This is a genomic window from Paraglaciecola sp. QJM3NY_14, from assembly GCF_056173245.1.
On record NZ_CM149664.1, the window covers coordinates 2,924,919 to 2,949,843 of the forward strand.

The 24,925-nt window shown below is 44.3% G+C and carries 25 protein-coding genes and 5 tRNA genes; 11 read left to right on the forward strand and 19 right to left on the reverse strand.

From position 1 onward, the window contains the following. Positions 1-100 precede the first annotated feature (100 nt). From AC0VYA_RS12255 to AC0VYA_RS12270, 4 genes are all read right to left on the reverse strand, one after another. Positions 101-346 carry a hypothetical protein gene (locus tag AC0VYA_RS12255; protein ID WP_473481035.1) on the reverse strand — a complete coding sequence of 82 codons (246 nt, stop codon included), beginning with the start codon at positions 344-346 and terminating at the stop codon, positions 101-103. 332 nt (positions 347-678) lie between these two features. Continuing rightward, positions 679-927, reverse strand: a complete 249-nt coding sequence (locus AC0VYA_RS12260) for a DUF3297 family protein (protein WP_475488439.1) — start codon at positions 925-927, stop codon at positions 679-681. A 162-nt stretch (positions 928-1,089) separates the two neighbouring features. Further along, a complete protein-coding gene (locus AC0VYA_RS12265) occupies positions 1,090-2,466 on the reverse strand; it encodes a DEAD/DEAH box helicase (RefSeq protein WP_475488440.1) in 1,377 nt (458 codons plus the stop codon). Between the two features lie 175 nt (positions 2,467-2,641). Beyond that, positions 2,642-3,067 (reverse strand): energy transducer TonB, encoded by a 426-nt coding sequence (locus tag AC0VYA_RS12270; RefSeq protein ID WP_475488441.1) that lies wholly within the window; start codon positions 3,065-3,067, stop codon positions 2,642-2,644. 559 nt (positions 3,068-3,626) lie between these two features. Here AC0VYA_RS12270 and AC0VYA_RS12275 point away from each other — a divergent pair. The 6 genes from AC0VYA_RS12275 to AC0VYA_RS12300 all read left to right on the forward strand — a co-directional run bounded on the left by AC0VYA_RS12275 (position 3,627) and on the right by AC0VYA_RS12300 (position 8,957). Continuing rightward, on the forward strand, positions 3,627-4,226 hold the full coding sequence (locus tag AC0VYA_RS12275; protein WP_475488442.1) for a hypothetical protein: 600 nt from the start codon (positions 3,627-3,629) through the stop codon (positions 4,224-4,226). 58 nt (positions 4,227-4,284) lie between these two features. Continuing rightward, positions 4,285-5,499: a hypothetical protein gene (locus AC0VYA_RS12280; protein ID WP_475488443.1), complete on the forward strand. Its 1,215-nt coding sequence runs from the start codon at positions 4,285-4,287 to the stop codon at positions 5,497-5,499. After that, positions 5,496-7,154, forward strand: coding sequence for a S1 family peptidase (locus AC0VYA_RS12285; RefSeq protein ID WP_475488444.1), 1,659 nt, complete (start codon positions 5,496-5,498; stop codon positions 7,152-7,154). The genes AC0VYA_RS12280 and AC0VYA_RS12285 overlap by 4 nt, the downstream gene beginning before the upstream one ends. Positions 7,155-7,246: 92 nt before the next feature. After that, a complete protein-coding gene (locus AC0VYA_RS12290; RefSeq protein ID WP_475491068.1) occupies positions 7,247-7,807 on the forward strand; it encodes a hypothetical protein in 561 nt (186 codons plus the stop codon). Between the two features lie 357 nt (positions 7,808-8,164). Further along, on the forward strand, positions 8,165-8,359 hold the full coding sequence (locus AC0VYA_RS12295; protein WP_475488445.1) for a DUF2938 family protein: 195 nt from the start codon (positions 8,165-8,167) through the stop codon (positions 8,357-8,359). 187 nt (positions 8,360-8,546) lie between these two features. Next, positions 8,547-8,957: a disulfide bond formation protein B gene (locus AC0VYA_RS12300; RefSeq protein ID WP_475488446.1), complete on the forward strand. Its 411-nt coding sequence runs from the start codon at positions 8,547-8,549 to the stop codon at positions 8,955-8,957. 207 nt (positions 8,958-9,164) lie between these two features. On the opposite strand, the gene AC0VYA_RS12305 is transcribed toward AC0VYA_RS12300, so the two are convergent. The 11 genes from AC0VYA_RS12305 to AC0VYA_RS12355 form a co-directional block, all read right to left on the reverse strand. Next, positions 9,165-10,868 (reverse strand): protein adenylyltransferase SelO, encoded by a 1,704-nt coding sequence (locus tag AC0VYA_RS12305; protein ID WP_475491069.1) that lies wholly within the window; start codon positions 10,866-10,868, stop codon positions 9,165-9,167. A gap of 436 nt (positions 10,869-11,304) precedes the next feature. Next, positions 11,305-11,769, reverse strand: coding sequence for a hypothetical protein (locus AC0VYA_RS12310; RefSeq protein WP_475488447.1), 465 nt, complete (start codon positions 11,767-11,769; stop codon positions 11,305-11,307). Between the two features lie 598 nt (positions 11,770-12,367). Beyond that, on the reverse strand, positions 12,368-12,634 hold the full coding sequence (locus tag AC0VYA_RS12315; protein WP_475488448.1) for a hypothetical protein: 267 nt from the start codon (positions 12,632-12,634) through the stop codon (positions 12,368-12,370). Between the two features lie 572 nt (positions 12,635-13,206). After that, positions 13,207-13,293 (reverse strand) — tRNA-Leu (locus AC0VYA_RS12320). Positions 13,294-13,344: 51 nt separating this feature from the next. After that, positions 13,345-13,418: transfer RNA gene (locus tag AC0VYA_RS12325), tRNA-Cys, on the reverse strand. A 74-nt stretch (positions 13,419-13,492) separates the two neighbouring features. Beyond that, a tRNA-Gly gene (locus AC0VYA_RS12330) sits at positions 13,493-13,567 on the reverse strand. Positions 13,568-13,759: 192 nt separating this feature from the next. Then, the gene (pgsA, locus tag AC0VYA_RS12335) at positions 13,760-14,332 is read right to left on the reverse strand and encodes a CDP-diacylglycerol--glycerol-3-phosphate 3-phosphatidyltransferase (RefSeq protein WP_011575238.1); all 573 of its coding nucleotides are present in this window, start codon (positions 14,330-14,332) and stop codon (positions 13,760-13,762) included. A 69-nt stretch (positions 14,333-14,401) separates the two neighbouring features. After that, positions 14,402-16,228, reverse strand: a complete 1,827-nt coding sequence (gene uvrC, locus AC0VYA_RS12340) for an excinuclease ABC subunit UvrC (protein ID WP_475488449.1) — start codon at positions 16,226-16,228, stop codon at positions 14,402-14,404. Between the two features lie 3 nt (positions 16,229-16,231). Next, positions 16,232-16,876, reverse strand: a complete 645-nt coding sequence (gene uvrY, locus AC0VYA_RS12345; protein WP_006991167.1) for a UvrY/SirA/GacA family response regulator transcription factor — start codon at positions 16,874-16,876, stop codon at positions 16,232-16,234. Positions 16,877-18,437: 1,561 nt separating this feature from the next. Then, a tRNA-Ser gene (locus AC0VYA_RS12350) sits at positions 18,438-18,529 on the reverse strand. A 59-nt stretch (positions 18,530-18,588) separates the two neighbouring features. After that, positions 18,589-18,680, reverse strand: a tRNA-Ser gene (locus AC0VYA_RS12355). 231 nt (positions 18,681-18,911) lie between these two features. Between AC0VYA_RS12355 and AC0VYA_RS12360 the strand changes: the two genes are divergently transcribed. From AC0VYA_RS12360 to AC0VYA_RS12380, 5 genes are all read left to right on the forward strand, one after another. Then, positions 18,912-19,580 carry a Bax inhibitor-1/YccA family protein gene (locus AC0VYA_RS12360; RefSeq protein WP_006991166.1) on the forward strand — a complete coding sequence of 223 codons (669 nt, stop codon included), beginning with the start codon at positions 18,912-18,914 and terminating at the stop codon, positions 19,578-19,580. Positions 19,581-19,655: 75 nt separating this feature from the next. Beyond that, complete coding sequence (gene tusD / locus AC0VYA_RS12365; protein ID WP_475488450.1) at positions 19,656-20,045, forward strand: sulfurtransferase complex subunit TusD; 390 nt, start codon at positions 19,656-19,658, stop codon at positions 20,043-20,045. 2 nt (positions 20,046-20,047) lie between these two features. Next, positions 20,048-20,404: a sulfurtransferase complex subunit TusC gene (gene tusC / locus AC0VYA_RS12370; RefSeq protein WP_475488451.1), complete on the forward strand. Its 357-nt coding sequence runs from the start codon at positions 20,048-20,050 to the stop codon at positions 20,402-20,404. Continuing rightward, the gene (gene tusB, locus AC0VYA_RS12375) at positions 20,405-20,719 is read left to right on the forward strand and encodes a sulfurtransferase complex subunit TusB (RefSeq protein WP_475488452.1); all 315 of its coding nucleotides are present in this window, start codon (positions 20,405-20,407) and stop codon (positions 20,717-20,719) included. It begins immediately after the preceding gene. 83 nt (positions 20,720-20,802) lie between these two features. Continuing rightward, on the forward strand, positions 20,803-21,141 hold the full coding sequence (locus tag AC0VYA_RS12380; RefSeq protein WP_475488453.1) for a TusE/DsrC/DsvC family sulfur relay protein: 339 nt from the start codon (positions 20,803-20,805) through the stop codon (positions 21,139-21,141). Positions 21,142-21,232: 91 nt separating this feature from the next. Here AC0VYA_RS12380 and serS read toward each other — a convergent pair whose 3' ends face one another. The 4 genes from serS to lolA are packed head-to-tail and all read right to left on the reverse strand — an operon-like array spanning position 21,233 to position 24,925. Beyond that, complete coding sequence (gene serS / locus AC0VYA_RS12385; protein ID WP_475488454.1) at positions 21,233-22,531, reverse strand: serine--tRNA ligase; 1,299 nt, start codon at positions 22,529-22,531, stop codon at positions 21,233-21,235. A 10-nt stretch (positions 22,532-22,541) separates the two neighbouring features. Further along, a complete protein-coding gene (gene crcB / locus AC0VYA_RS12390; protein WP_011575245.1) occupies positions 22,542-22,925 on the reverse strand; it encodes a fluoride efflux transporter CrcB in 384 nt (127 codons plus the stop codon). After that, entirely contained in the window at positions 22,926-24,263 is a 1,338-nt protein-coding gene (locus AC0VYA_RS12395; protein ID WP_475488455.1) for a replication-associated recombination protein A, read from the reverse strand. It lies immediately after the preceding gene. Next, a complete protein-coding gene (gene lolA, locus AC0VYA_RS12400; protein ID WP_041713789.1) occupies positions 24,263-24,925 on the reverse strand; it encodes an outer membrane lipoprotein periplasmic chaperone LolA in 663 nt (220 codons plus the stop codon). Before lolA ends, AC0VYA_RS12395 begins: the two co-directional genes overlap by 1 nt.

A 24,925-nucleotide genomic window follows, 5' to 3' on the forward strand; every position in this document is an offset into this window, starting at 1 on the left:
AAAAAAAAGACAAGGAAGTATGGAAGATTATGCTATGAATATGCTTTTATGAACGATTGAGCTTTGGATGCAATAAAGCGTTAAAAGTGAATGAAGTTGCTTAGGGTGGATTAAAATAATCGTGTAAGTTAAGACCAATGAGTAACATACCGAGCCCGGCCACCTGAGTATAAAAAGACAGTTTTGCCACACGCCAATAAAGCACGATGAACACCAAGCATACAGGTTGAATAAATAAACACGCGAGTCCCCAAAACGTACTCTGGTTGAACGCTTCAAGTAGTAGTAACACCGCCCCAACAATAAATATTAGTAAGCCAACTAGGGTAATAATCATTGTAATCATGTTGTTTATCTAACCGAGTCAAATGGTAAATTGCGGGCGGTATTAGCTTATAGCTGCGCCGTGATAAGGGCGCTTTTCTTCGCAAATAGTCTGCTACGCACGCGAAACGATCAAGTTCGCCGACCAGTGTAGTGCTCTGAAGCCCGTAGCGTATGAAAAGTGCGTAGCGTATGAAAAGCACGTCGCCTATGAAAACGTAGCGTTAGAAAAGGCGACACATTGCCACAGACACCGCACAGTATTTTCTCATATGCGCATTATTATCTTCGCCACGTCTATAAGGGTGTTGTCTACCGCGGCTTTTCCTCGCGCGACGGAAGTACAGCGAACGATTAAGCGTAAAAAGCTTCAACCGTTCCTTTTAAGGTTATCAATAGCGGTTGGCCGCGGCGATCTAACGCTTTAGGTGAAGGAATTTTTACCCAACCTTCGCTGATACAGTACTCTTCTACGTTGGTGCGCTCTTTACCATTCAAGCGAATTCCAATGTTGTGCTCAAACACTTCTTCCACATAGTAGCGGCTACGAGGGTTGCTTGAAAGATGATCGGGTAACGGTGGTAAGGTAGTGGTGTCGTTCATAAAAATGACCTAGATTCTAAAAAAGTGCGCCATTGTAGACAATATGCCCGGTGCACTCAATAACTGTGTCAAATCGGTATAAAACGACCTTTCACAGCTTGTTTGCTAGGCCTTAACGAGTGCGCAAAAAACTACCGTAAAGAGATGCGTTAGCAGCACCTACTATTTTCTGCGACTTCGTTTGGCTCCCCCTGCACTACCTTTGTGCTGTTTTCGTGAACTCGAAGTATGCGGGTCAGCTTCGAAATTCCCATACAGTTCATCATCTTCATCATCAATGTTTAACTTGGCTGCAGGGAGTTTGCCCTTCACATGTTTCGTATTTTCCATATTCCTTGAGGTGGGTTTTTCAGCGCTGTTAACGCGTGTGTTGGCTTTGTTGGCTGACCATGACTTTGTCACTTGGTCTTTTGGCGCAAAACCAACCAAAGTAGAAGGCTTTAGATGCTGATCTAAATAGCGCTCAAGGGATTGAAGCTGCGAGATCTCATCTGGGCTGAAAAGAGAAATCGCCGTCCCTGTATTTCCTGCTCGTCCTGTTCGCCCAATACGATGCACGTAATCCTCAGGTACGTACGGCAGGTCATAATTAACAACGCAGGGTAACTGGCTAACATCAATGCCCCTAGCTGCGATATCGGTGGCAACCAAAACCTGTATTTCACCGGCCTTAAAGGCATTTAAGGCTTGGGTACGTGCATGTTGTGTTCGGTTGGCGTGAATAGATGCAGCAGCAATACCAGCATCTTCAAGTTCAGTCACTAGTGCGTCAGCCGTTCGCTTAGTGCGGATAAACACTAGTGTTTGCGACCATCTGTGCTCTCGAATAAGGTGGATAAGCGCGGCGCTTTTTCGCGCCTGCTCTATCGGGTGGAATGTTTGCGCAACCAAATCCACCGTACTATTGACTGCGCTGACTTCAATCGTCTTTGGAGCATTTAGCATTTCCCTCGCGAAGCGTTTAATTTCCTTTGAAAAGGTCGCTGAAAACAACAGCGTTTGGCGCTTAACTGGCAACAGCGATTGAATGCGCTTTACGTCGTCAATAAAGCCTAAATCCAGCATACGATCAGCTTCATCCAGCACGAATATCTCTAGATTTTCAAAGTGCACAGCCCGCTGTTCATACAAATCAAGTAAACGGCCAGGGGTTGCGATCAGCACGTCTACGCCCTCTTGCAATTGCGCTATTTGCGGCTCGATTCTAACGCCGCCGTAAACCGCAAAGCTGCGAATATTCAACTGAGTACTGTAAATTTCAACACTTATGGCTACTTGCGCTGCTAATTCCCGAGTTGGGGTAACAATCAAGCTTCGCACACCCTGTACTTTGATGCTTTGTTTCGCGGCTAAACGTTGCAACAAGGGCAAGGTAAACGCCGCCGTTTTCCCTGTACCGGTTTGGGCTATGGCTAACAGGTCATGCTGGGCTAATACAAGGGGTATCGCTTCACGTTGAATATCTGTGGCGACCGAGTAACCTTGTGTAGCAATGGCGTGAATGAGCTCATCACGCAAGCCTAATGCCTCAAATGACATAAATTGGGATCCCTTAGGTTAAATATAAATCAGTAACAGAAGATAAATAGCGGATGAAACACCGACGAAAAACGGAGGCTAAACCGACAACAAGTGCGGTGATTATTCTAACTTGGCTATCTAATAGGCGCGCCAACGCCAATCTAGCCGAGCCGCGCTTAACTAAGCCTACACGTTAGATTTTACACGCATCGTAAGCCGCTTTGCTATTCGAGGATTGCCTAACAACGAAATCATGTTGAAAGGTGAGCATTACGGGCTGGCGTTCGGTATTAGTCTGAGTTGGTACCCATACCCATTTTTCAATGGCAATCGTTGCCTGCTCATCAAATACCCCTTTTGGGAAAGATTTAACGATGGTAGGCGCGACCGCCCGGCCATTTGCATCAATAAGCAAAGAAAACTCAACGCAACCTGATAATTTCTGTTGTTTTGCCAGCGTTGGATACACAGGCGTGACTTTACGATAAGCAAACCAATATTCATCTACTGCAGCTTTATCTGCCGTTAAATCCAAGGGAGCCAAGGCACTCTTGTCTGGCACGCTGGTGCAAGCACTGACGAGCAGCGCCCCAGAGATAACCAACAGTAATTTATTCATAAACGCTCCAAGCAATGACAACATTAAGATACCAGAAAATGCGGAAGGGGTTAGCACGAATTGAATTACGCGCTAGGAGAACCAGAAAAGCCATGGAAACACGCATAGCGTTTATGTTCGCAGCAGGTTAATACGTATTTATTAAGGTTATCAAAGTACTACTAGGAACGTTCCACGAACTAAACGTGTTTATTTTTTACACAATTAGCATTGACCCACAGCGAACGACTAAGGTAAAACTATAACGCACTTCGCGTACCGGATTCGGATGTTCTTGCAGTGATAAGGATCATGGTTTCATACCGCTTACTATGCAGGGAGCATAAGAGCAATGAAAAACACATCAGTTTTACTGAGCCAAACGTCACTAAATAAACGCTATTCTCGCCTTTCTTCTTTACGTTATTTACGCCTATTCCTGCTATTAATGCCATCGTATTTTTCATCTACTTTGGCGCTCTCAAGCACATGTGACACGCAGTTATTAAAGAGAGCGGATTCTGGGTCTAATGGCTACAGGGACAGAAGTGGCATTTGCGAAGGGCTTTACGAGTCCCCGGTGTCCGCAGATTTTGAGCTTGTTTCGATGCTTAACGCCCCTCTGATAGAGCATTTTTCTAAGGACGACGTCATCCAGATAATGCAGCCGAACCTGACGCAACAAATGAGCACATCGTCAATCAGCATAAGAGGGTTAGCGTTAAAGCCGCGCTTGTATTACCGCATGGATACGACCTTCGGTGCTAGCGCTACCATTTCATGGCCGGTAAACGAGGTGCTGAGCACAATTAAACTCGACGCTCAGGAATTAGGGATTTATGGCTGGCAAGAAACCGATAAAGGAATGGTCTATATACCTGTGGATGCCAAAATCGCAAACTCACCCGCCAAAACAGCCGCAGCGTTTGATACTCAAGTTATTGTAAGAGCGGGCGTGCCGATTAAAAAAATTGCCTGGCGACTTCTGGGTGAGGGTGTTTCTGACGAGTACGTAAATGAATCAAAAAGCTACGCTGTCGGTGCCCCAATCCCTATTTTAATTACATGGCCATCGACACTTCCTCAAATTATTAAGCTGGAAGTAGCAGCAAAACCAATGACAAGCAATGAATGGATTATACAAATATTCAATATCGCATTGCCGCGCCCAGCGCTCTAGTCTATCAATCATTAAAACGATAAATACGCTCAGCTACAGATCGTTTCAAAGGGTCGCAATGTTTAAACTAGTAAAAAGTGTAAAACAGCTATTTAAGTCATCCAGCTTCAATCGCCGCCGAGAACGTAGGAAGCAACTTAGCAAGGCTAGCGAGCGTATAAAAGAGAAAGAGAAAGCATTACTCGAAAGTGTGACTCTGCGTTTGGGTAAGGATCCGTCGGCACCTGTGTCTGAAACGTTACGCCAACTAGACAACCTTTCAACCGTGCTAGAACTGCAAAGAAGTATAAAAATGGGCGCATATGGCATGGTGGTCATTGTTACTATTGGGATATTAGCCATTGCGGCATTTATACCGGGCTTACCTACACCTGGTCATATTAAAGTGCAATCGACATCAGTTGAAATCACGTTGTCAAAAGACTTCGACTGGTCAGGTACGCTAAGGACAATGGATAAGAATCCTATTTTGTTGTCGCAGTTCACGCAAATCGACTCCCCGCAAAGACCAGAACTTACCCAGCCCCTAGACTCTGATGTCTTGCAGATTACTTCACTGAGCACCGCCTCACTTGAATCTTTATTCATGCCCGCAGGTACAAAGCTATGGATCGAATGGGATGAACAGGAACGTGTTCTGATATTTATTATGACCCCCAGTTCTCCCGCGGTCTCTGATGAGTTAGTCGTGCGTGCAGAATTCAAACATGCAGGAGAAACACGGTTCGTGATGGGTGATAAAGCGCCATTGGTGAGACAACCACTGACCTGCCCTATGGAAGATAACTGTATATTGCCCCGCAGAACATTAGTCAGCGCACCACTAGGGCAAACCCCACGCATTCGACTGCATACCCGTGATTTAGTGAGTCTTGCGGGCCTAGAGGCGAGTCAGTTTTCTTTTTCAAAATATACCCTTGAAGACTCAAAAAGAAATGGGGGACGCTGTACTGCGACATCGGGCGAATATCAGTTAAGGGGCAGTCATGCTGCATCAAACCTACATAAGGGAGAATGTATTCATGTCAAAAGTATTGAGGGAGCGATGGGGATAGAAATGCCAATGCAAGAGAGCGTTTCCGATCCCCAACGTTTACAAATTTGGTATCAAGGAATGGTCAAATCGTTGCGAGTGGGAAGCCAAGCGTTTACGCAGGAGCAAACCCCGAAATTACTCGCTTATCTCATAGGCATACCTGCGGTGAGCATCATTGGGTCGATTTTGGGTGTACTACTGGCAACAGGTTTTGCCGTAATAAGGGTTAAACAATGAAAAAGATAATAAAATGGATAGCGCTCGTACTCGTATTGAATGCGGCGGCATCACATGCGGATATAACGTTACGAGAAAGAGCTCAATCGTTACGCCATAATGTCGTATCTGTTAACGCCAAAATGACAAATACTAACCAACAAGGCTTTGCATGGGTCATAGGTGAACGAGACGAATACCTTTATTTGGTGACAGCGAACCATGTCATAGAGGGCGCAAATCCAGGAGACAAATTAAAGGCATTAACGGTGCGCTTTTTCAGGGATGGAAACACGGTACACACTGCTCAAGTCGTTGCTGGGGACTCAAAAGGGCTCGACTTAGCGGTGTTGAAAATTGCCATGCCGCGTCGCGCCCCTTGGCTATACGCTGCGGCTGATATCACTGCTATTAGCCCGCAAAGTAAGGTCACTTATATTGGTAAAGCAGCTGATTGGCACGTGGGAGAGCAATTTGGCCAAATTGAACGTGTTAATACATCCGCCAATAGCCTCTACGATGTATCTGCCGTAGGGCTTGAATTGGACGTCGGTACCTCTGGAGCACCATTAATAGGTAAACGTGGCATCATTGGCTTAATAGCGACCCATTCATCACACCAAACCGGTGTCATTTCACTCGCTAAAATTAAAGAAGTTGTGACCAGTCGCAGCCTTCCTTGGGGGTTACTTCCATCAATCGATGCCCCTTACACGCTTGACGGAATATGGGCTGCAAGGGCACCAAATATTCCGGATAATATCCGCCTTACCTTCACTTCTTCCGACGATACGACGCATTACGACTACACAGTGGAATTTCCTACTAGCCCGCGAAGTAATATTGGTGTTGCCGTGGTTGACGGCGACGAGGTCAGATTATGGCAATCAATACCATCTGCAAAAACCTCTCACGGAACATTCAAAATACATGGCCCGAATGACGGTGACGTGACCGAAGGTATAGTGATGGATGGATTTATTGCCGATGGCGATGTTGGGCCTACACAAGTGCGAATGGTCAAACAAAAGAGCGGAAGTGATGACAATAGAGCTGTCGCATGGATGAAAGCAAACCCAAGTGATTTCAACCGTATGTTCAGCCAATACCTACCGGCCATAAATGCGCAAAAAAATGGTGCTGATGATGACGAAGCGTTCTCGGCGCTGGGGAAAGATGAACAGCTCACAGTAATGGGAGGAATGGCGCAAGGCATGATGTTAAGAGCAGGGTTAATGAGACTCGCTGAGCTGGGCTTAACCAACATTAAGCTCGCTATTGATGGTCAATGCTATTCTGCCTCGGGGGCGTTAACGTCCACTTCTGAGCAACAGCAAGTTGATACCTTGCTTAAATCGCTGGCAGAGGATGCTAACCAGGAATTTGGTAAGCGCTATGAGCCCTGTAACCTAACGCAAGTTACCAGCGCGAAAGAAACTGAGGTAAGCTCAGGAGAATTTGATTTTAGCGCCGAATTAGCTCAGCCTAAAAGAATACTCTCGGGATTAGCGCCAGATGCAACCCTCAGTATTCGAGGGGACTGTTTGCTTTTGGAAGGTAAACTCCCCTCACCCATGCACAAAATGATGCTAGCAAATATGTTAAAAGACTTAGCGGAAACATTAAGCGCCAAATCAAAAAAAACGCTTAATCCCTGTGACCAAACGACCAGTTAGCGAAAGTTGAACCGATGCAATTTTTGTATAAAACAAATAATAAGAAGAATAAAATGAATAAAAAACCTTGGTTAATCTCGCCTTTCATATCGATGTTCGCCTTGATAAGCAGCACTACTTTGGCTAAAGAGGCACCGTTGGTTTCCATACCTACCCACGATGCCTTTTTTACCAGTATTGCCCAATATTGTGGCAAGGCCTTTGGGGGTAAGGTAGCGGTTGATAATCAGCCAAGTTCAGCGTTTGATGCCAAATTAGTGATGTTTGTTCGCAAGTGCACGCCATCTGAATTACACATTCCGTTTTATGTTGGCGACAATGCGTCACGTACCTGGATCATAAAAAAAACCGGCAGTGGTCTTAGTCTAAAGCACGACCATCGCCATAAAGACGGCACTGATGATCCAGTAACCATGTATGGAGGGCATACACGTGATGCTGGTTATAAACAGATTCAATCCTTCCCTGCGGATGAATATTCTAAAATGCTATTCGCTGAGCAAGGTTTAGCGCAATCTATCACCAACACATGGCAAATCTTTATTTATCCGAATGTCTTTTCATATCGATTAATCCGTGAAGGCAGAGAGTTTAGAGTGGATTTTGATTTAACCAAGCCAATCCCTCAGCCCGATGCACCTTGGGGTTATTAAGCAACAGCGTTTACTTCGTTAATACCTGACCAGTAGTGCTCGTTCCCAGTGTGTTCTGGTGGCTGCTGACTCGCTTGGTGCAAGACTGTGAGTCACAGCGATTTCTTTATCGTAATTCGAGAGTTGATTTTTAATTGTGCTAGCAGTGGCTAACCCCTTTAAAGGGGAAACCTCGGACATTTTAAGCGGCTTGGCTCGGCGCAGTGCAAGCTGCGGCATTTTGCAGGCAGTCACCCATGGAGGTTAATGATTGGTTGATTGAATGACTGCCCATTGCGTATTGGCACAGGTTACGCATCTATATTAATTATTTACCTAAATCCATGAATACAGAGTCCAACCATTGGGCCTGCAGTTATGATTGGTACCGCTACGGTGTTAACCCCCTTTTTAATAACACAGCCGGGCATGGGTGCTGGTATTGCCACATCTCGCACACCAAATCCTAATTTAGCCAGAGCCAAAGTCATAGTGTTATCAATCAATCTTTCACTCTTTGGCCTTAGTTTGGATTTACCAGGTGTGGCAGCGCACCATTTTTATGTGCTGTAATTGATTAATGGCATACGCGATAGCAGGTAACAGAGAGTACATTACTCAATTACGAACTTCACCCGCGTGGTTATTTAGCAGGGACAGATTTGTCAGCCACACAGAAGTGCCGTGGTGCGATGAGCTTACGGCTATTCTTAACTCGACAAACGCTGCCAAATATCGCTCTGAACAAGGATATAAACACATGAAGCTATTACAATTAAACACCTATTTGGTGCACGTTAAGATAGTGGGGTTGGTCGCTATTGTTATCTCATTAGTGGCATGGTCGACGGACCTCACCGGCATGGTCTACGTTTGCCCTTATTGCCGAGCACAACGCACCGTGATCGGTATTTTAGGACTTATATTAGTATCCCCCGCCACCGGCCATTGGATAACTAAATTCATTGGCTTGGTGATTGGCTTTTTTGGCGCAAGCGTTGCAGCGAGCCAACATTTTATGGGCTGGAAGAAAATATCAGCAGGAACATTCGAGTTTAAAGAAAACATCGTGATTGACCCGTTCTTATTATCAGGCTGCGCATTGTTTGGCATTATCGGCCTGACTTACTTACTGTTATTTTTAGGCGAAGCCAAAACAAAAGAGTATTAAGTAGGTATAGGTTGTTTGAGTGGGTATGCATTAACGTAATTAAATCAATTTTCACGCTATATCTTCATATACTCCCCGCTAAAGCATATGAAGATATTTATGCTCGCTATCTATTTCGACAGCGAAAAACACTGCACGACACACAGCGTGATAAAGATTTTGTCGTGCTGTCCTGGTGTCAGGGAGAGTCAACGAGCTTATTTGAATTTAGGAAGAACAACTATAGTGCGACACGCCACCGGCATCAAAAAACGCCTGAGGTTTTAAGCTGTAGTACTTATTTTCAATCTCGCTCGACTGCTCATCAAAGGGCTGCGTTAAAACCTGTTGCAACTCACGAACAAGTTCGAAGTCACCTTTTCCCGCTTGCTGGTAAGCTGGCACAACTAACCATTCTCGCCAAGTATATTTAGGATTAACTTGCTGCATCATTTGCGCAGCTTTTTGAATGTCCTGATCAACCTTTACGACACTTAGCCAAGTTTGCAGCCACAAAGCCCATTGCTCAGACAACTCGCCTGTTGGCGCGTTGTAGAAGCTTTTGCTTAAACCTGCAATATCATCTGGGATTTTGGACAGTTCACGAAAGAAAATGGTGTAGTCGACAGAGGTTTGTACCATTAACGTGATCAGTTGATTAAACAGCTGAGCGTCAAAAGATGCCAAGCCAAGTTTTGATGCCCACATTGTTTCCATTTTTGCTTGCATGACTGAAGCGAACCCAAGGTTTATCTGATTCAATTCCTCAAGCGCTTCGGGCGCTTCCGAGAGCAGAGGTTGTAAGGCTTTACAAAACATGTCGAAATTTGTTTCTGCTGCCGCCCCTTGGTTGAAGAACGAAAAGTGTTGTCCCCCGCCCGTCCATGGTTGGTAATAAGGATCAAAAAGCTCAATAAAACCAAATGGACCGTAATCGAGCGTATAACCACCACAAGCACAGTTGTCACTGTTAAAGTTGCCTTGGCAGTAACCCACGCGTAGCCAGTGGCTAATCAACGTGGTTAATCGGTCACGGAATGCGAGGGCTAATTGTACGACCTTCTGTGAAATGACGAGTTCGTGATCAATCTCATTTTGATATTCGCGCGTAATCAAATGCAACACGATCATCTCTAGCTCTTTTAGCGCGTTGGGATGTTGATTAACGCGAGCGCGACGAGCAAAGAGTTCAAGTTGACCCACTCTTAAAAACGAAGGGGCGACACGCGTTGAAATCGCCACAGGGTTAGATACGTTCATATCTGGGTTTGTGGCATAAGAGCCTTCAGAATACCAAGGACGTCTCACCTGTTCTGATTGCGACACAAACAAACATAAGGATCGAGAGGTTGGCACACCCAATCCATGCATATGCTCTTGAACTAAAAACTCCCTGACACTTGAGCGCAACACGGCTCTGCCATCTCCGCCACGACAGTAAGGTGTGGGGCCCCCACCTTTTAACTGCATCTCCCAACGCTTTTTGTTGATCACAGCTTCAAGCACAGAAACCGCTCGGCCATCGCCGTAACCATTGCCCGTTCCAAATGGGCATTGTTGAACATATTCGGTACCGTAAATAGACAGCGCGTAACCTGTGGCCCACCCAACTCGGCGCATAGGGGATGGAACATTCGATATATCGCCGGTAAATAAACTAGCAAAATCCTCTGTGTGCACTAGGTTGTCATCAAACCCTAATTCAGCAAAGAATGTTTCGCTATGGGCAACGTATATCGGGTTAGCAATAGGTGTCGGTTTAACGGGCACATAATGCCCAGAAAACACTTGTCTTGGTGCGTAATCATCGCCCGTTACGGTGGCATCGGGATCACAGTTAAGCGTATTAAGTAAGGAGTAATCACTTAAAGACGCCAAATCTTCAAGTGTGTATACACTTTTAGGCACATCAGCGATAGGTTGGTTAGCCATGGAATTCAAACGCCCTTTTGATATCAGATTGATGGAGAACAGTATATTCAAACTGCACAGGAGCTGCACTGCAATAACTGTTTTATGCATTTAACACTTTCATCTTGGCAACGTTAAGCGAAGCAGCAGCTGAGCTTTACTGTGCACTTTGCAGCATCGGGTGACTCCAATTTATACTTTTTGGAAATGCGCAAATCTAGTTGATTTGAGTCCAGTGCGCTGTAAACAACACACGAGTGCAGCGCTTTGACTTTTGGCGATGCTTGCGAGCCTGTGAATGATGTTTTGTGGCGACTCTAATACGCCCACATCTAGCCAGATTTTTACCCTGAGACCTTACAGGCCTGGTAATGTGTTTGTATCTTTAGGCCTATAAAAAAGAGCCGTTGTTAGAGCAACAGCTCCTGTCGTTAAATACTAAAACACGTAGCCAATATTAAGGCTGATACGGCAATGATGATTGATGCAAAATAATGCGTACCTTGCCATCGTCACATACTTTGAATACAAAGCTCTTGTTCACAAAAATATGACTGTCGTCTTCACCGATAAAATGCACGTTACATTGCACAATGGCTAAATCACTGTGCAGAATAAAATCCTCTTTACTGAACCAAACTTTTACCCATGGCTTAAGCTTGAATCCTTTATCATCGGGGAACTCACTATTTCCGCCTACAAAATAAGAAAGTGCACCTTCTTTCGTGGGACGAAATGTCTGTTGACCAAACGTAAGTGTTGGTTTAAACAACACATGGCCATTATCGTAATCGTAACTTTCAGATAGTACCTGCAGAGAAAACGCTTGAACGTCGCCTCCTTCAGAATGAACTTTGCCAACTTTTACTACGTTGTCGCACCACGTTTGTAGCGCTGTATGTACCATTTCTTTAGTAAACATAATGTACACTTTCTCCTGTAAGGACGTTGTCTTCTGGGGACTTAATACTTAGGGTAAACCTTCGGACAACCTCAATGGCTAGAATAACCGCTTATTCATACTTTATTTCAATAACCTTGCATGTGTAAAACATCCATCGTTACTTAGCAAAGCGCTTATTCACTGTAAAATCTCACTATGTGATAATATCACAACTACAGACTAACTATTTTTCAAAGTATATCAACGGCAATTGGAGATAGCTTTTATCTATCAATGCTCAGTATAGACATTGATTATCGAATCACAGATGTATAAAGGACGAGAGTACTAAAACAAATTAATCGCAGTTATTTTACCTTTTTACCGTCGTGCCTTGATCACTCATTACTGCCGATCAGAGAAGGGATTATCCTAGGCAGCCATTATCTTTTTGACCTGAAAAAAGATCTGAAAAGTCGTCAATTGAGTCACTCAATGAATTTTGGCAAACGTTCATAAGCAATACCCTCCTAAGCGAATAAGATGACATCCATCATTAACGCAGTAATGTGGTGTCATAAATGCTTGGGCTAAAAAACGACGATGTCGGCGTGTTTTTGGCTCCAATTTTTGTTTGTTATATTTTTGCCTGATAAGCAGTAAATGTGACTTGCCCTTCGGTTCTGATCAATAGCTGGGCTTCTTCAGGTCTATCCCAAGAAACCTGATAAAATAATGCAATAAACGCTTCAACATCTAAATAATCTATAGCGGCAATAAAAATGTCACAACTCATAGGCTTATTCCCCCCAGAGTGCTCGGCCACACAATTAAACCGGGAACCTTGGTATCGGTTATATAAGTAGTCATTTAATATATCGACACTTCCGTAATCGCTATTCATCCAAGCGCCGTCGTGTATAGAGGTAGTTAATATTACATTAGTGATGCAAGTCATCGTATTACCAAATAACAATATTAATCTCCGGAAAGTCTCCGTGACTGCATCCACGTATTAAGCACGAAATTCACCCGCCTTCCCCCATATTTCGTTTTAACTCGTTGTACAGGCTAAATTTTTTCTATTTTATATTGTTCACTTTTGGAAACACAGAAAAATGCCTAGAGCTCGCTGTTATCCGAAAATAAACCCAAACTTGTATGCATTAACATTTATGGATGAGGCGCAACGGCTAAGTTGGTGTTTGAAAATAGAGTAAAGGATGAGATGCTCAAACGTCGCTACGCTAAACGAAGAATCGAAAGCAATACAAAATGGATTAATAGCTTTATTCACTTTCATCACAAGATTTTTTGGAAATTGATGCACGATACAGAAAGAGGCGTATTTTGTCGTATTTGGTATTTGGTATTTGAACTAGACTAGATGCCACATCGCGAAAATCGTGGTTTAAATCAGACCATTATCGATTTCTGAAACAAAATAATGTATTTGGATAGGTACGAAAATATAAATGGTGCCCGGGGCCGGACTTGAACCGGCACGTCCTTACGAACGAGGGATTTTAAATCCCTTGTGTCTACCAATTTCACCACCCGGGCATCGGGGGGATACTTGTTAATGAAAACAAGCTGGTATTGCTAAAGCGTATATGGAGGCGGAACCCGGAGTCGAACCGAGATCCACGGATTTGCAATCCGCTGCATAGCCATTCTGCCATTCCGCCACATTTGGAGCTAGAAACGAAATTCGTATCAAGCTACCAGTAGTAAAACCTTTCTACTACTTGCTACTTTAATTTGGAGCGGGAAACGAGATTCGAACTCGCGACCCCAACCTTGGCAAGGTTGTGCTCTACCACTGAGCTATTCCCGCACCTGCTTTAAAAAGCTAACTGGTTAAGTAACGGTGACTTGTTTACTTATCGAGTTGTGTGCTGCTCTCTAAATCTGGGCTGCATTCTACATTCACTATCAAGACTGTCAACAACAAAAATAACATTTTATGACTGACTGCTTGATTTTTGACTAATGCGCTTTTTTTTCCACCAATTTAACGCAAATAAGCCTATTTCTTCTCTGATTTTGATAGTGAAGGCCATGCTGCAAGTGTGTAAGAAATCATCGACCAGAAAGATAAAACCGCCGCGAAGTACAATAATATGTAACCTAGGGTGACCCAATAAATGGGAATTCCCATAAAATACTGCAATTCCGAGAGTAAACCTATCAGGGCTAACATTTGTGCCATCGTTTTCGCTTTACCCATAAACGAAACTTTGACGGTATCTTGCATCCCTTTTTGGCCCATCCATTCGCGTAGTGCTGAAATATATATTTCTCGGGCTAATAGTAAAATCGCTGGAATGGTTATCCAGATGGTGGCGTAGGTGTGGGTAATTAACACGAGGGCCGTTGCGACAATGAGCTTGTCAGCCACTGGATCTAAAAACGCACCAAATGCAGTAGACTGTTGCAATTTACGGGCTAAGTAGCCGTCAAACCAATCGGTGATGGCTGCGAACCAAAAAACAAATGCAGCGGCTTGATGCGCCCACTGCCAATCAAGAAAATACACAGCGACAAAAATCGGTATCAGTAAAACCCGGAGCACTGTGATGATATTAGGGATAGTCCACATGGAGCGGTGAGTCCTCGTTATTGATTCGGTAGGCTGCCCTACCTGCTGCGTGTTAACCACGCGCTGTTATTAATTGTGGATATGGTCATAAATCGTATCCGCTAGTTCTGCGCTGATCCCTGGCACATTGGCGATTTCACTGCGACTGGCTTGCAAGATCCCCTGCAAACCGCCCATATATTTCAACAAACTTTGACGACGCTTTGCCCCCACGCCTGGAATGGATTCCAACTTCGAGGTCTTTTTGTCCTTTTGACGCCGCGCTCTGTGCCCGGTAATCGCAAATCGATGAGACTCGTCACGAATATGCTGAATAAGATGCAGCGCGATGGAGTCACCAGATAACGGGATAGTAGCATGGTTGCCAGCCAAAATAAGCGTTTCCAATCCTGCCTTACGGCTACTGCCTTTCGCGACACCTATCAGTAAAGGTTTCTTCTCGTGTTTCCAATCTTCAAAGTAGTCCTCAGCTTGGGTCAATTGACCTTTACCGCCATCGATGAATAGGATATCCGGTATTTTACTGTCGTCTTTTACATCGCGATATCGCCTTGCTAACGCTTGCGCCATAGCGGCATAGTCATCCCCTGGGGTAATGCCTTCAATATTAAAACGGCGATAATCTGCTTTAAACGGCCCCTCACGATTGAATACCACGCATGAGGCCACCGTTAACTGACCCGAAGTGTGACTGATATCAAAACACTCCATGCGCTGAATGGGTTGCTCAAACTCAAGTATTTTTTCTAATTCGGTGTAGCGTGCAAATACCGATTTTTGCTGGCCCTGCTTCGCAATCAATGCATTTTCGGCATTGGTATTGGCTAAATCTAAATAGCGGCGCTTTTCATCTCTGGCACCGCGATAAAACTGAATACGACGCCCTGCTTCTTTGGTCAATAACTCTTCTATTGCGCCCTGTTCGTTTAATTCCAGTGGCGTAACAATTTGCTTAGGGATAACTTTGTTGCCTGCTAAGTAAAACTGTAGGATAAAAGACTGAAACACTTCCTCGTCAGTAGCCTCAGCAGGCACTTTGGGGTAGAAGCTTTTGCTGCCTAACAGTTTATTGTCGCGAATAAACAGGCCTTGAATACTGGCAATGCCATTACGGTAAGCAAAACCAAACACGTCCATTTCTTCTTGGTTACCACTGACCCACTGTTGCTCTTGCACTTTATTTAGCGCACTAATCTGATCGCGATAGCGCGCTGCAGCTTCAAAGCGCAAATCCGTGCTTGCGCGCTCCATATGCAGCACCAAAGAGTCAATTACCTGCTTGTTCTTACCTTTAAGAAACATGCGCGCTAAATCTACTTGCGCTTGGTAGTCCTCATCACTCACTAGCCCTTCAACACATGGTCCGGCGCAACGTTGCAGTTGATATTGTAAGCAGGGTCTTGAACGCGCCCGATAATAGCTGTCTTCGCATTGGCGAATAGGAAAAATTCGCTGCATTGTGCGCAAACTTTCGCGCACGGCCCAAGCACTTGGATACGGACCAAAGTACTCACCTTTGCGCTTTTTAGGGCCACGATGATTGGCTAAGCGGGGATGTTGGTGGTCTGATAAAAAGATAAACGGATAAGACTTGTCATCACGCAGCAGCACGTTATAGCGGGGCTTATATTTCTTGATTAAATTGTTCTCAAGAATGAAAGCTTCCGCTTCACTGTGCACGACAGTGACATCCATGTGTGCAATTTGCTTCACCAAAGACTGAGTCTTGATGCTATCAACTTGGCTACGAAAATAGCTAGATACGCGATTTTTGAGATTTTTAGCTTTCCCCACGTAAATCACATCCTGCTTGTGATTGTACATGCGGTAAACGCCCGGTTGGTTAGTGAGATCCTTGAGAAACGCTTTAGAATCAAACTCGATAGTGTCACTCATGAATTACAAATTTTCTGAATTAATCAACTTATGGCGCAGTGCCAAATGAGTCAGCTCAACATCCGTACTGACATTGAGCTTTTCAAACATACGATAACGATGGGTGTTCACTGTTTTCGCACTGATATTTAAAAACTTGGCAATGTCTGGGACTTTTGAACCCTTGGTCAGCATAAGCGTGATCTCTAATTCGCGCTCTGACAGAGACTCAAACGGGTTGCCGTCACTGAAATCTAGCGCACCTATTGCAATTTGCTGGGCGATATCAGGGGAAACGTACTTTTGCCCAGCGGCTACTTTACGAATAGCCAACTCCATCTCTTTAGGATCTGAGTCTTTCGTTAAATAACCAAATGCTCCCATACGCATCACTTTCGCAGGAATGGGGTTTTCTTTGTGAACCGATAACACGATAACACGTGTATTTTCACTAAAACGCAAGATTTGCTTGGTCGCTTCCAATCCACCAATGCCAGGCATACTCATATCCATTAATACCAAATCGGGTGCATTTTTACGGCAGAATTTGACTGCCTCTTCACCCGTTGTAGCTTCTCCAACTACGACAAAACCTTGTACATCTTCCAAAATACGTCTTATACCGGTTCTGACCAACTCATGGTCATCAACCAACAATATTTTTATCAAACAAGTGCTCCTAGAGGAGTGTTATTTTTCTCGATTAAGGCGTTCAATATCACACAAATTAGAAAATATTTCAGCCCTCAATTACCTTGTATTCACTCACAAGACGTGTTTATTTTATAAAACTGTGTGAATTTTGTACTTATCGGTAAAAGTGTGTGCTTAATCGGTTCCAACCTAGAATGGTATCTTTCAAACCCTGCCCCGTATTTCTTGCCAAACAGGTGGCGACAGAGCATCGAATAATCCATCGGTTTTCACAATCAGGGACCTTAGCGGGCGCTGTAGGTGTGCCCCCGCACCGGCATTTACTTGGCATATCTGCTATGTCGGCAAGGCGATTAGCCAAACTGCCTACTTCGTTTTTGTGTTTCATATATTAACTAAACTGATATTACCGTTAGGCAAAGAGCATAAAGTAAATAACCCTACAAAGTCACGGTTATATTTTGTCAAGCGTACTAATTTATCTATTTACGTAAACTTTTTGCTCATTTTCACAACCTAACAAACCCCAAATTGCTTAAAATGCAAGCTAAGTTGCCACTCATCCTGTTCTAAGTATTGGATAAATTTGCTATTAATCTTGCATCTTCAATTTGAATATTGCAGTTAAGGCATATTAGTTAAATATTGAATTTTGTTTGTGGGCCTATAACTAGGCTTATGCTTTATGATGACTCATATCGGCTATTTACGACTATTCCATCACCGATGATGGTGTACCCAAGATCTGCGCCGACGCATACGAATAAGCCTTTCACGCTCTCGGACGCTTCTCCCTCTAACCCAACGAAGTTTATTTAGCTTATGGGACCGCGCGCATCATAGCGCCGAGCTGTATAGGGCTATTAGTGTTTTGGTCAGCCAACTACAATGTTAGTTTGTACCTTTAAGCAAGCGTCATATTGCTTGGAGGTATCGCTGTTACTCTGGCTCATATGGTTAAGCGAGGGTCACTGGGTGCTCTTCGGTTGCGCGGAATGAAATAACGAAGACTTACACCATTGCACTTTAATATGTGCGCACTCATTAATTCACATTAGAATTAACGAATATGAGTGGGGGTTTGATTATCTATCACTGAGACAAAGCCCGAAGCGTAACCCAGACATTTGTTCGAACAGCGTGGATTTTCACCCTCACTACCGACTCGGCGAAAACAGAAAAGCCTACGGATACAGTTTTTGATTAACTATCTAGTGACATTAAAACAGTGCGAGGAGTGTACTCAAGCACTTCCCTGTGCCTGACGCTACGCGCGCCTGTGGCGGCAATGAATGTTCCAGACATTCGTTCGAACCGCGGGGGTTCTCACCCTCATTATCGACACAGCGAAAACAGAAAAGCCTACAGATACAGTTTTTGATTTAACTATCTAGTGACATTGAAAACAGAGCGAGGGATGTACTCAGGCACTTCCCTGTGCCTGACGCTACGCGCGCCTGCGGCGGTAATGAATGTTCCAGACATTCGTTCGAACCGCGGAGGTTCTCACCCTCATTACCGACACAGCAAAAACAAAAAAGCCCCAACGAACAACGTTGAGGCTTTTTTGTTTTTATGGCGGATAGCGAGGGATTCGAACCCCCGGTAGGTTTGACCCTACGTCTGATTTCAAGTCAGGTGCATTAAACCGAGCTCTGCCAGCTATCCAATTCTTTTTGTGTAAACAGATTCATCTCTAGTGATTTGCATCTATTTACTTCACAATATGGCGGAGAGGGAGGGATTCGAACCCCCGGTAGGTTTGACCCTACGTCTGATTTCAAGTCAGGTGCATTAAACCGAGCTCTGCCACCTCTCCGAATTGAGGAGCCGAATATTAATGACGTTTTACGTGCTTGTAAAGCCTTAATTAGTCAAAACTTACTGACCGACCACAAATTAGGCACACTGACCATTTTTACATCAAGTTACTAATATTTCGCATAATAGTCGCCCCTAGCACTTGAATAATTGAACAAAACCCCATACAAAGGCATCATAGATATATTATCTGTTTTCACTACATCACTTTACCTATTGGAGGTAACAAATGGAACATCGTACTACGTATAGCAATACTGCTCAGGGTTCTGCCCTGCAAACTAACAAGGTCTTGCGCAATACGTACCTACTATTGGCAATGACTCTGACATTTAGCGCAGTGTGTGCTGGTATAGCTGCTGCAATGAATATCGGCCCAGGTGCTGCGTTAGGTATGAACCTTGCCGCATTGGTTATGATTTTCTTTTTAAATAAAGCGTCACAAAGTTCAATGGGCATTTTATTCGTATTTGCCTTTACCGGTTTATTAGGTGGCTCTTTGGGTTACACCCTAAATTACTATGCTGGCTTCCAAAATGGTCCTGAAATGATTATGCAGGCCTTTGGCGCAACCGCGTTAGTGTTCTTTGGTTTATCCGGTTATGTTCTAACAACGAAGAAAGACTTCTCTTTCATGGGTGGTTTTTTAATCGTCGGCTTAATCGTGGCGGTTGTTGCATCTCTAGCTAACCTGTTTTTCCAAATCCCTGCGCTTAGCTTGGCCGTCAGTGCTGCTATCGTGTTTATTATGTCTGGCTTCATCTTGTTTGATACTAGCCGTATCATCAACGGTGGCGAAACCAACTATATTCGCGCGACAGTTTCAATGTACTTGAATATATATAACTTGTTCACATCGATCCTTCACCTACTGGGTGCTTTCGGTGGCGATGATTAATCGTTAATGTGTTGCAAAAACACCCCGCTTAGTCGGGGTGTTTTTATTTGTACTAAACTCAGGTGATTTTCAATTATGGCAAGCTTTTGTTTATTGGTTACCCACGCTCCGTTTGAGCAACAACATGCATTTACTGCTTATCGCTTTGCGTGCAGTGTGCTGGCTCTAGGACACGAAATAAAAGGCGTTTTCTTTTATCAAGCGGGCGTTCAGAATGCCAATGGCTATCAGGCGGGTCATAGTGATGAATTTAACGTGCATCAAGCGTGGATAGAGTTAGGTTCACAACATCGCATACCGTTAAATGTATGCGTCACCGCGGCTAACCGCCGAGGCGTCATTAACGCGCAAGATGCCAAAGATAACGACCAGCACGGGTTTAACCTAACCGAGCCTTTTATCGAAGTAGGTTTGGGTGATTTAGTTGAGCTATGCCAAGTCAGTGATAAGGTGATACAGTTTTGATTATGAAAACCTTAGGTATCATTAATAGTACCGCACCTTATGGTCTGTCTAACGGACAGGAAAGCTTAGACTTAGCGTTGGCCTCGGCCAATTTTGGACAAGAAGTGACGCTATTTTTTGTAGGTGATGGCGTATTTCAATTGCTCAAATCCCAACAACCATCTCCTGAACAAGGTAGGCATTACAGCAAGACGTTTCCCGCTCTCACATTCTACGATATTGACGACATTTATGTTTGTCAGCAAAGTCTCAGCGAAAGGAAACTAGAGGTGTCAGACTTGTGTATAGAAGTTACCGCCCTGCCCCCAGAAGAGCTAAATCAGCAGCTAGCTCAGCTTGACCAATTGATGAGATTTTAAATGACACTGCATATTGTTAGCACCAGTCCTTTTAGCAGCACTGTATTTGAAAGTGTTTTTAAACGTTGCAATAACGGTGACGGGATCATGTTGATACAAGATGGCGCATACGCATTGAACCATGTGGATGTCAGTCATCAATTAAGAGAACTGAGCCTATCATTAGGCATTACCTGCTTTGTCCTAGAAGATGATGTCGTCGCCAGAGCAAATCATCTAAAATCTACAGGTACAAACTCTAAATTAATAAAATCTATCAGCATGGAAGGTTTTGTCGCACTAACGCTTGACTACAAAACAACGATCAGTTGGTAAATAATAATGTTGATTTACACCATCTTTAACCAGAGGTGAAGTAAGTCGCCCGAGATTATAGATATTAAGAGGTTTCAGTGCACGTGAGCGGTTATATAGAATACAAAGAGCAACAGATCCCAATAGACAAACAAGGCTATTTATTAAATATGGACGACTGGCAACCAGATTTAGCACCCCTTTTAGCCGAAGACGAGAACATAGAGTTAACCGATGCCCATTGGGAAGTAGTCAACTTCGTGCGCGATTTTTATTTAGAGTACAACACCAGCCCAGCGATGCGTGCCTTAGTCAAAGCCATGAAGGTAAAATTTGGTGAAGAAAAAGCCAACAGCCGTTATTTATTTAGGTTATTTAAAAAAGGTCCTGCTAAACAAGCCACAAAAATAGCCGGCCTGCCCAAACCCGCGAAATGTTTGTAGTTTAAAGCATATTAAATCATAAAAAAGCGCGGCCACTTATCTACAAAGTGGCCGCGCTTTTTTGTATCAGTAACGCCAAAGCGCTATCACGCTATTTAACGGCACCAATCACAGTTACACCATTCATATAAGGCTGAAGCACTTCAGGAATGGTAATGCTGCCATCGGCTTGCTGGTAGTTTTCCAAAATGGCCACTAGCGTGCGTCCTACTGCCAACCCTGAACCATTTAACGTATGTAGCAACTCGGTTTTATTCGTTTGCGGGTCGCGGTAACGTGCTTGCATACGACGCGCTTGGAAATCAAGCATATTTGAGCAAGACGAAATTTCACGATAGGTATCTTGTGCGGGTAACCACACTTCTAAATCGAATGTTTTGCATGCACCAAAGCCCATATCGCCGGTACACAACAGCATCTTACGGTAGGGCAATTCAAGCAACTGAAGTACTTTTTCAGCGTGGCCAGTTAATTCGTCTAGAGCTTCGAATGATTTGTCCGCTTCGACCAATTGCACCATCTCCACTTTATCGAATTGATGCTGACGAATAAGACCACGAGTATCACGACCATATGACCCCGCTTCACTTCTAAAGCAAGGAGTATGCGCCGTCATTTTAATCGGTAATTCATTGGCTGCAAAAATACAGTCACGTGCAATATTGGTTAACGGCACTTCTGACGTGGGTATCAAGGACAAGCCTTGACCTTCTTCGGTTGCGGGTTTGGTGTGAAAAGCATCCCCTACAAACTTAGGAAATTGACCTGTACCTAACATGCTTTCTTCGTTCACTAAATACGGCACGTACATTTCTTGATAACCATGCTGCTCTGTGTGTAAATCAAGCATGAACTGAGCAATGGCTCGGTTTAAACGCGCTATTTGGCCACGCATCACCACAAAACGAGAGCCGGTTAACTTAGTGGCGGTTTCAAAATCTAAACCGTTGGCGACACCAGCACCTAAATCAACGTGATCTTTGATTTCAAAATCAAACTCCCGAGGCGTGCCCCAACGAGACACTTCTACATTCTCGTCTTCGTCTTTGCCTTCTGGCACACTGTCGTCAGGCAAATTGGGGATATTCAAAGTCAGCGCCTGAATTTCATCTAGCAAGCCTGTCAGTTCGGCTTTGGCCGCATTAAGCTCATCACCAAGTTGGCCGACTTGTGCAAGCAAGGGCTCAATATCTTGACCTGATGCTTTCGCTTTACCGATAGACTTGGAGCGTACATTGCGTTCATTTTGTAGTTCTTGAGTGCGCATCTGTAAAGATTTGCGCTTTTCCTCTAGTGCTGTGAACTGAGCAACATCAAGGGTGTAACCTCGTTTTTCGAGTTTTTGCGCCGCAATGTTTATATCGTTACGTAAATACTTAGCATCTAACATCTTGTTTGACTTAACCTTTAACTAGTTGTGTACCCAACCATGCTGCAAATAAACAGCAGGTGACATTAATAAATATATTGAGCGCCCCTTTCAGCCACATACCTTGTTGCAACAGCATGAGGCTATCTACTGAAAACGTTGAGAACGTAGTAAGAGCGCCTAAAAAACCGATACCAATGGCTGTGCGCCAAACGACGATTTCAAGATGCCCCTGTTCAATGAGCGTATAAAGCAGTCCTAAACTGAACGACCCTACAATATTGACCAGAAGTGTACCAAAAGGAAATCCTTTGCCAAACCATTGCAACATCAAACTGGAAAGAAAAAAGCGTAAACAGGCACCTGTTGCGCCCCCTAGCGCAATATATGTGTATATAGCAAAACTATGCTGCATTTACTTGTACCTTTTATGAGCGCTCTTGTTATTTAAATCAGTCAGAAAATCTAATTTCGCCTTGAGCTTTATCTCAAGCCCTCTCTCATTAGGCACATAGTATTGTGTATCTTGCATTTCGGGTGGTAAATAGCTTTCCCCCGCAGCAAAGGCATTTGGCTCATCATGGGCATAGCGATAGCCATCACCGAACCCCATTTCTTTCATTAACTTAGTGGGAGCATTACGTAAGTGGCTAGGCACTTCGTAATCCGGCAATGATTTAGCATCCCGCATCGCTTGCTTGAATGCCGTATAAACCGCATTACTCTTGGCAGCACTTGCACAATACAAGGTAGCCTGCGCTATGGCTCGTTCGCCTTCTGCAGGGCCAATGCGTTGGAAAATATCCCACGCATTGAGGCAGACTTCCATCGCTCGGGGATCGGCATTACCGATATCCTCAGTAGCAATGGCCAATAAACGCCGTGCCACATAAAGCGGATCACACCCAGCATTTAACATACGCGCATACCAATACAAAGCACCATCAGGAGATGAGCCACGCACAGATTTGTGAAAGGCAGAGATTAAATCGTAAAACTGGTCCCCGCCTTTGTCATATTGAGCGACCTTTTCGCCTACCGCTTCTTTAATGGCTTCAAGCGTGATTTTTCCTTCAGTGGAGAAGTCAGCAGCCAACTCAATATAATTCAATAGACGCCTTGCGTCACCGCCTGCAAGCTCGGTTAAAAGCGCAATACCCTTGTCTTCTATTTGCAGAGCTAACTGCCCCAACCCACGGGACTCGTCAGTTAACGCTCGCTTAGCAATATCTGTCAGATCGCTCTCAGTCAGTGATTTAAGCACATACACCCGGGCACGAGATAATAAAGCACCGTTTAATTCGAAAGATGGGTTTTCTGTGGTGGCGCCAATAAACGTAATCGTGCCGTCTTCAATAAAAGGCAAAAACGCATCTTGCTGACTCTTGTTAAACCTGTGTACTTCGTCAACAAATAAAATGGTGCGCTTGGCCTGGTTAAGCGCATTTTGTTTTGCTTGTTCAATAGCACTGCGAATATCTTTTACGCCGGAAGTAACTGCGGAGATCCGCTCGATATGCGCATCGCAATGCATAGCAATAATTTCAGCTAATGTGGTTTTACCTGTACCAGGCGGCCCCCAGAGGATCATCGAATGGCAGTGGCCACGCTCAATGGCGCTGCGCAGGGGTTTGCCTACACCAACAATGTGTTGCTGGCCGAAATATTCGGCAATATTCTGCGGGCGCATGCGTGCAGCTAGTGGTGCGAAGCTTGGGTCGTCTTGATAGCTAAAATCGAATCCTTGATTCATCAGTTACGTTGGTCGTCCAAGTCGTAGCCTTCAGGCAGACTAAAGGTAAAGACCTCATCACTGACCGTTTTATTTTGCTGAATATCATTGAAATACAAGTCGCTAATTTGCTGCTGGCTGTCTTGCATGCTCATCGACGTTAACTGTGCCCCATCAAACACCAACACGAGTGAGTGTACTGCAGAATCAGGTTTTTTCGCATCAATACGAAAAGTATCATTGGTATGAGAAACACTGAAATTCTCCCAAGCGTCACTGTTCGGCTGAGTGAGCAAAATAAGGGGATTATTGGCCACTGCTTGGTCTTGACTGATGGCAGTAACTTGCTCCACAAAAGGGTCCACATTCCATAGAGTACTGCCATCGGCAATGAGAATATTTTCATTGGGCGGGTTGAGCTCCCAATATAGTTTGTTGGGTTGTTTTAGCTTTATCACCCCAGTTGCTTCTTGCAGTACTTCGTGATTCGCGTCAGTCACTTTTTGGGTAAACGAGGCGCTAAAGTTATGTAGGGTTTGCAATCGCGCTTTCAGTTTATCTTCATCGGTTTGCTGGGCATTTACGCTAAAAATAGCCCCTAACATTAGCAATAAAGTCCCTGATAACTTCGCCACGTAACCGATATATTTAACACTGTTCATATTTTGCTGAATACCTATCAT

Bases quoted from the DNA above. Each gene is read 5' to 3' on its own strand.
- crcB (WP_011575245.1), bottom strand. From the start codon at position 22,925: ATGCAGCATAGTTTTGCTATATACACATATATTGCGCTAGGGGGCGCA.
- AC0VYA_RS12285 (WP_475488444.1), top strand. From the start codon at position 5,496: ATGAAAAAGATAATAAAATGGATAGCGCTCGTACTCGTATTGAATGCG.
- tusC (WP_475488451.1), top strand. From the start codon at position 20,048: ATGAAAACCTTAGGTATCATTAATAGTACCGCACCTTATGGTCTGTCT.
- AC0VYA_RS12300 (WP_475488446.1), top strand. From the start codon at position 8,547: ATGAAGCTATTACAATTAAACACCTATTTGGTGCACGTTAAGATAGTG.
- tusB (WP_475488452.1), top strand. From the start codon at position 20,405: ATGACACTGCATATTGTTAGCACCAGTCCTTTTAGCAGCACTGTATTT.
- AC0VYA_RS12280 (WP_475488443.1), top strand. From the start codon at position 4,285: ATGTTTAAACTAGTAAAAAGTGTAAAACAGCTATTTAAGTCATCCAGC.
- pgsA (WP_011575238.1), bottom strand. From the start codon at position 14,332: ATGTGGACTATCCCTAATATCATCACAGTGCTCCGGGTTTTACTGATA.
- lolA (WP_041713789.1), bottom strand. From the start codon at position 24,925: ATGATAGGTATTCAGCAAAATATGAACAGTGTTAAATATATCGGTTAC.
- AC0VYA_RS12265 (WP_475488440.1), bottom strand. From the start codon at position 2,466: ATGTCATTTGAGGCATTAGGCTTGCGTGATGAGCTCATTCACGCCATT.
- AC0VYA_RS12295 (WP_475488445.1), top strand. From the start codon at position 8,165: ATGATTGGTACCGCTACGGTGTTAACCCCCTTTTTAATAACACAGCCG.
- AC0VYA_RS12305 (WP_475491069.1), bottom strand. From the start codon at position 10,868: ATGGCTAACCAACCTATCGCTGATGTGCCTAAAAGTGTATACACACTT.
- AC0VYA_RS12360 (WP_006991166.1), top strand. From the start codon at position 18,912: ATGGAACATCGTACTACGTATAGCAATACTGCTCAGGGTTCTGCCCTG.
- tusD (WP_475488450.1), top strand. From the start codon at position 19,656: ATGGCAAGCTTTTGTTTATTGGTTACCCACGCTCCGTTTGAGCAACAA.
- serS (WP_475488454.1), bottom strand. From the start codon at position 22,531: ATGTTAGATGCTAAGTATTTACGTAACGATATAAACATTGCGGCGCAA.
- AC0VYA_RS12315 (WP_475488448.1), bottom strand. From the start codon at position 12,634: ATGAATAGCGATTACGGAAGTGTCGATATATTAAATGACTACTTATAT.
- AC0VYA_RS12310 (WP_475488447.1), bottom strand. From the start codon at position 11,769: ATGTTTACTAAAGAAATGGTACATACAGCGCTACAAACGTGGTGCGAC.
- uvrC (WP_475488449.1), bottom strand. From the start codon at position 16,228: ATGAGTGACACTATCGAGTTTGATTCTAAAGCGTTTCTCAAGGATCTC.
- AC0VYA_RS12290 (WP_475491068.1), top strand. From the start codon at position 7,247: ATGTTCGCCTTGATAAGCAGCACTACTTTGGCTAAAGAGGCACCGTTG.
- AC0VYA_RS12260 (WP_475488439.1), bottom strand. From the start codon at position 927: ATGAACGACACCACTACCTTACCACCGTTACCCGATCATCTTTCAAGC.
- AC0VYA_RS12395 (WP_475488455.1), bottom strand. From the start codon at position 24,263: ATGAATCAAGGATTCGATTTTAGCTATCAAGACGACCCAAGCTTCGCA.
- AC0VYA_RS12270 (WP_475488441.1), bottom strand. From the start codon at position 3,067: ATGAATAAATTACTGTTGGTTATCTCTGGGGCGCTGCTCGTCAGTGCT.
- AC0VYA_RS12255 (WP_473481035.1), bottom strand. From the start codon at position 346: ATGATTACAATGATTATTACCCTAGTTGGCTTACTAATATTTATTGTT.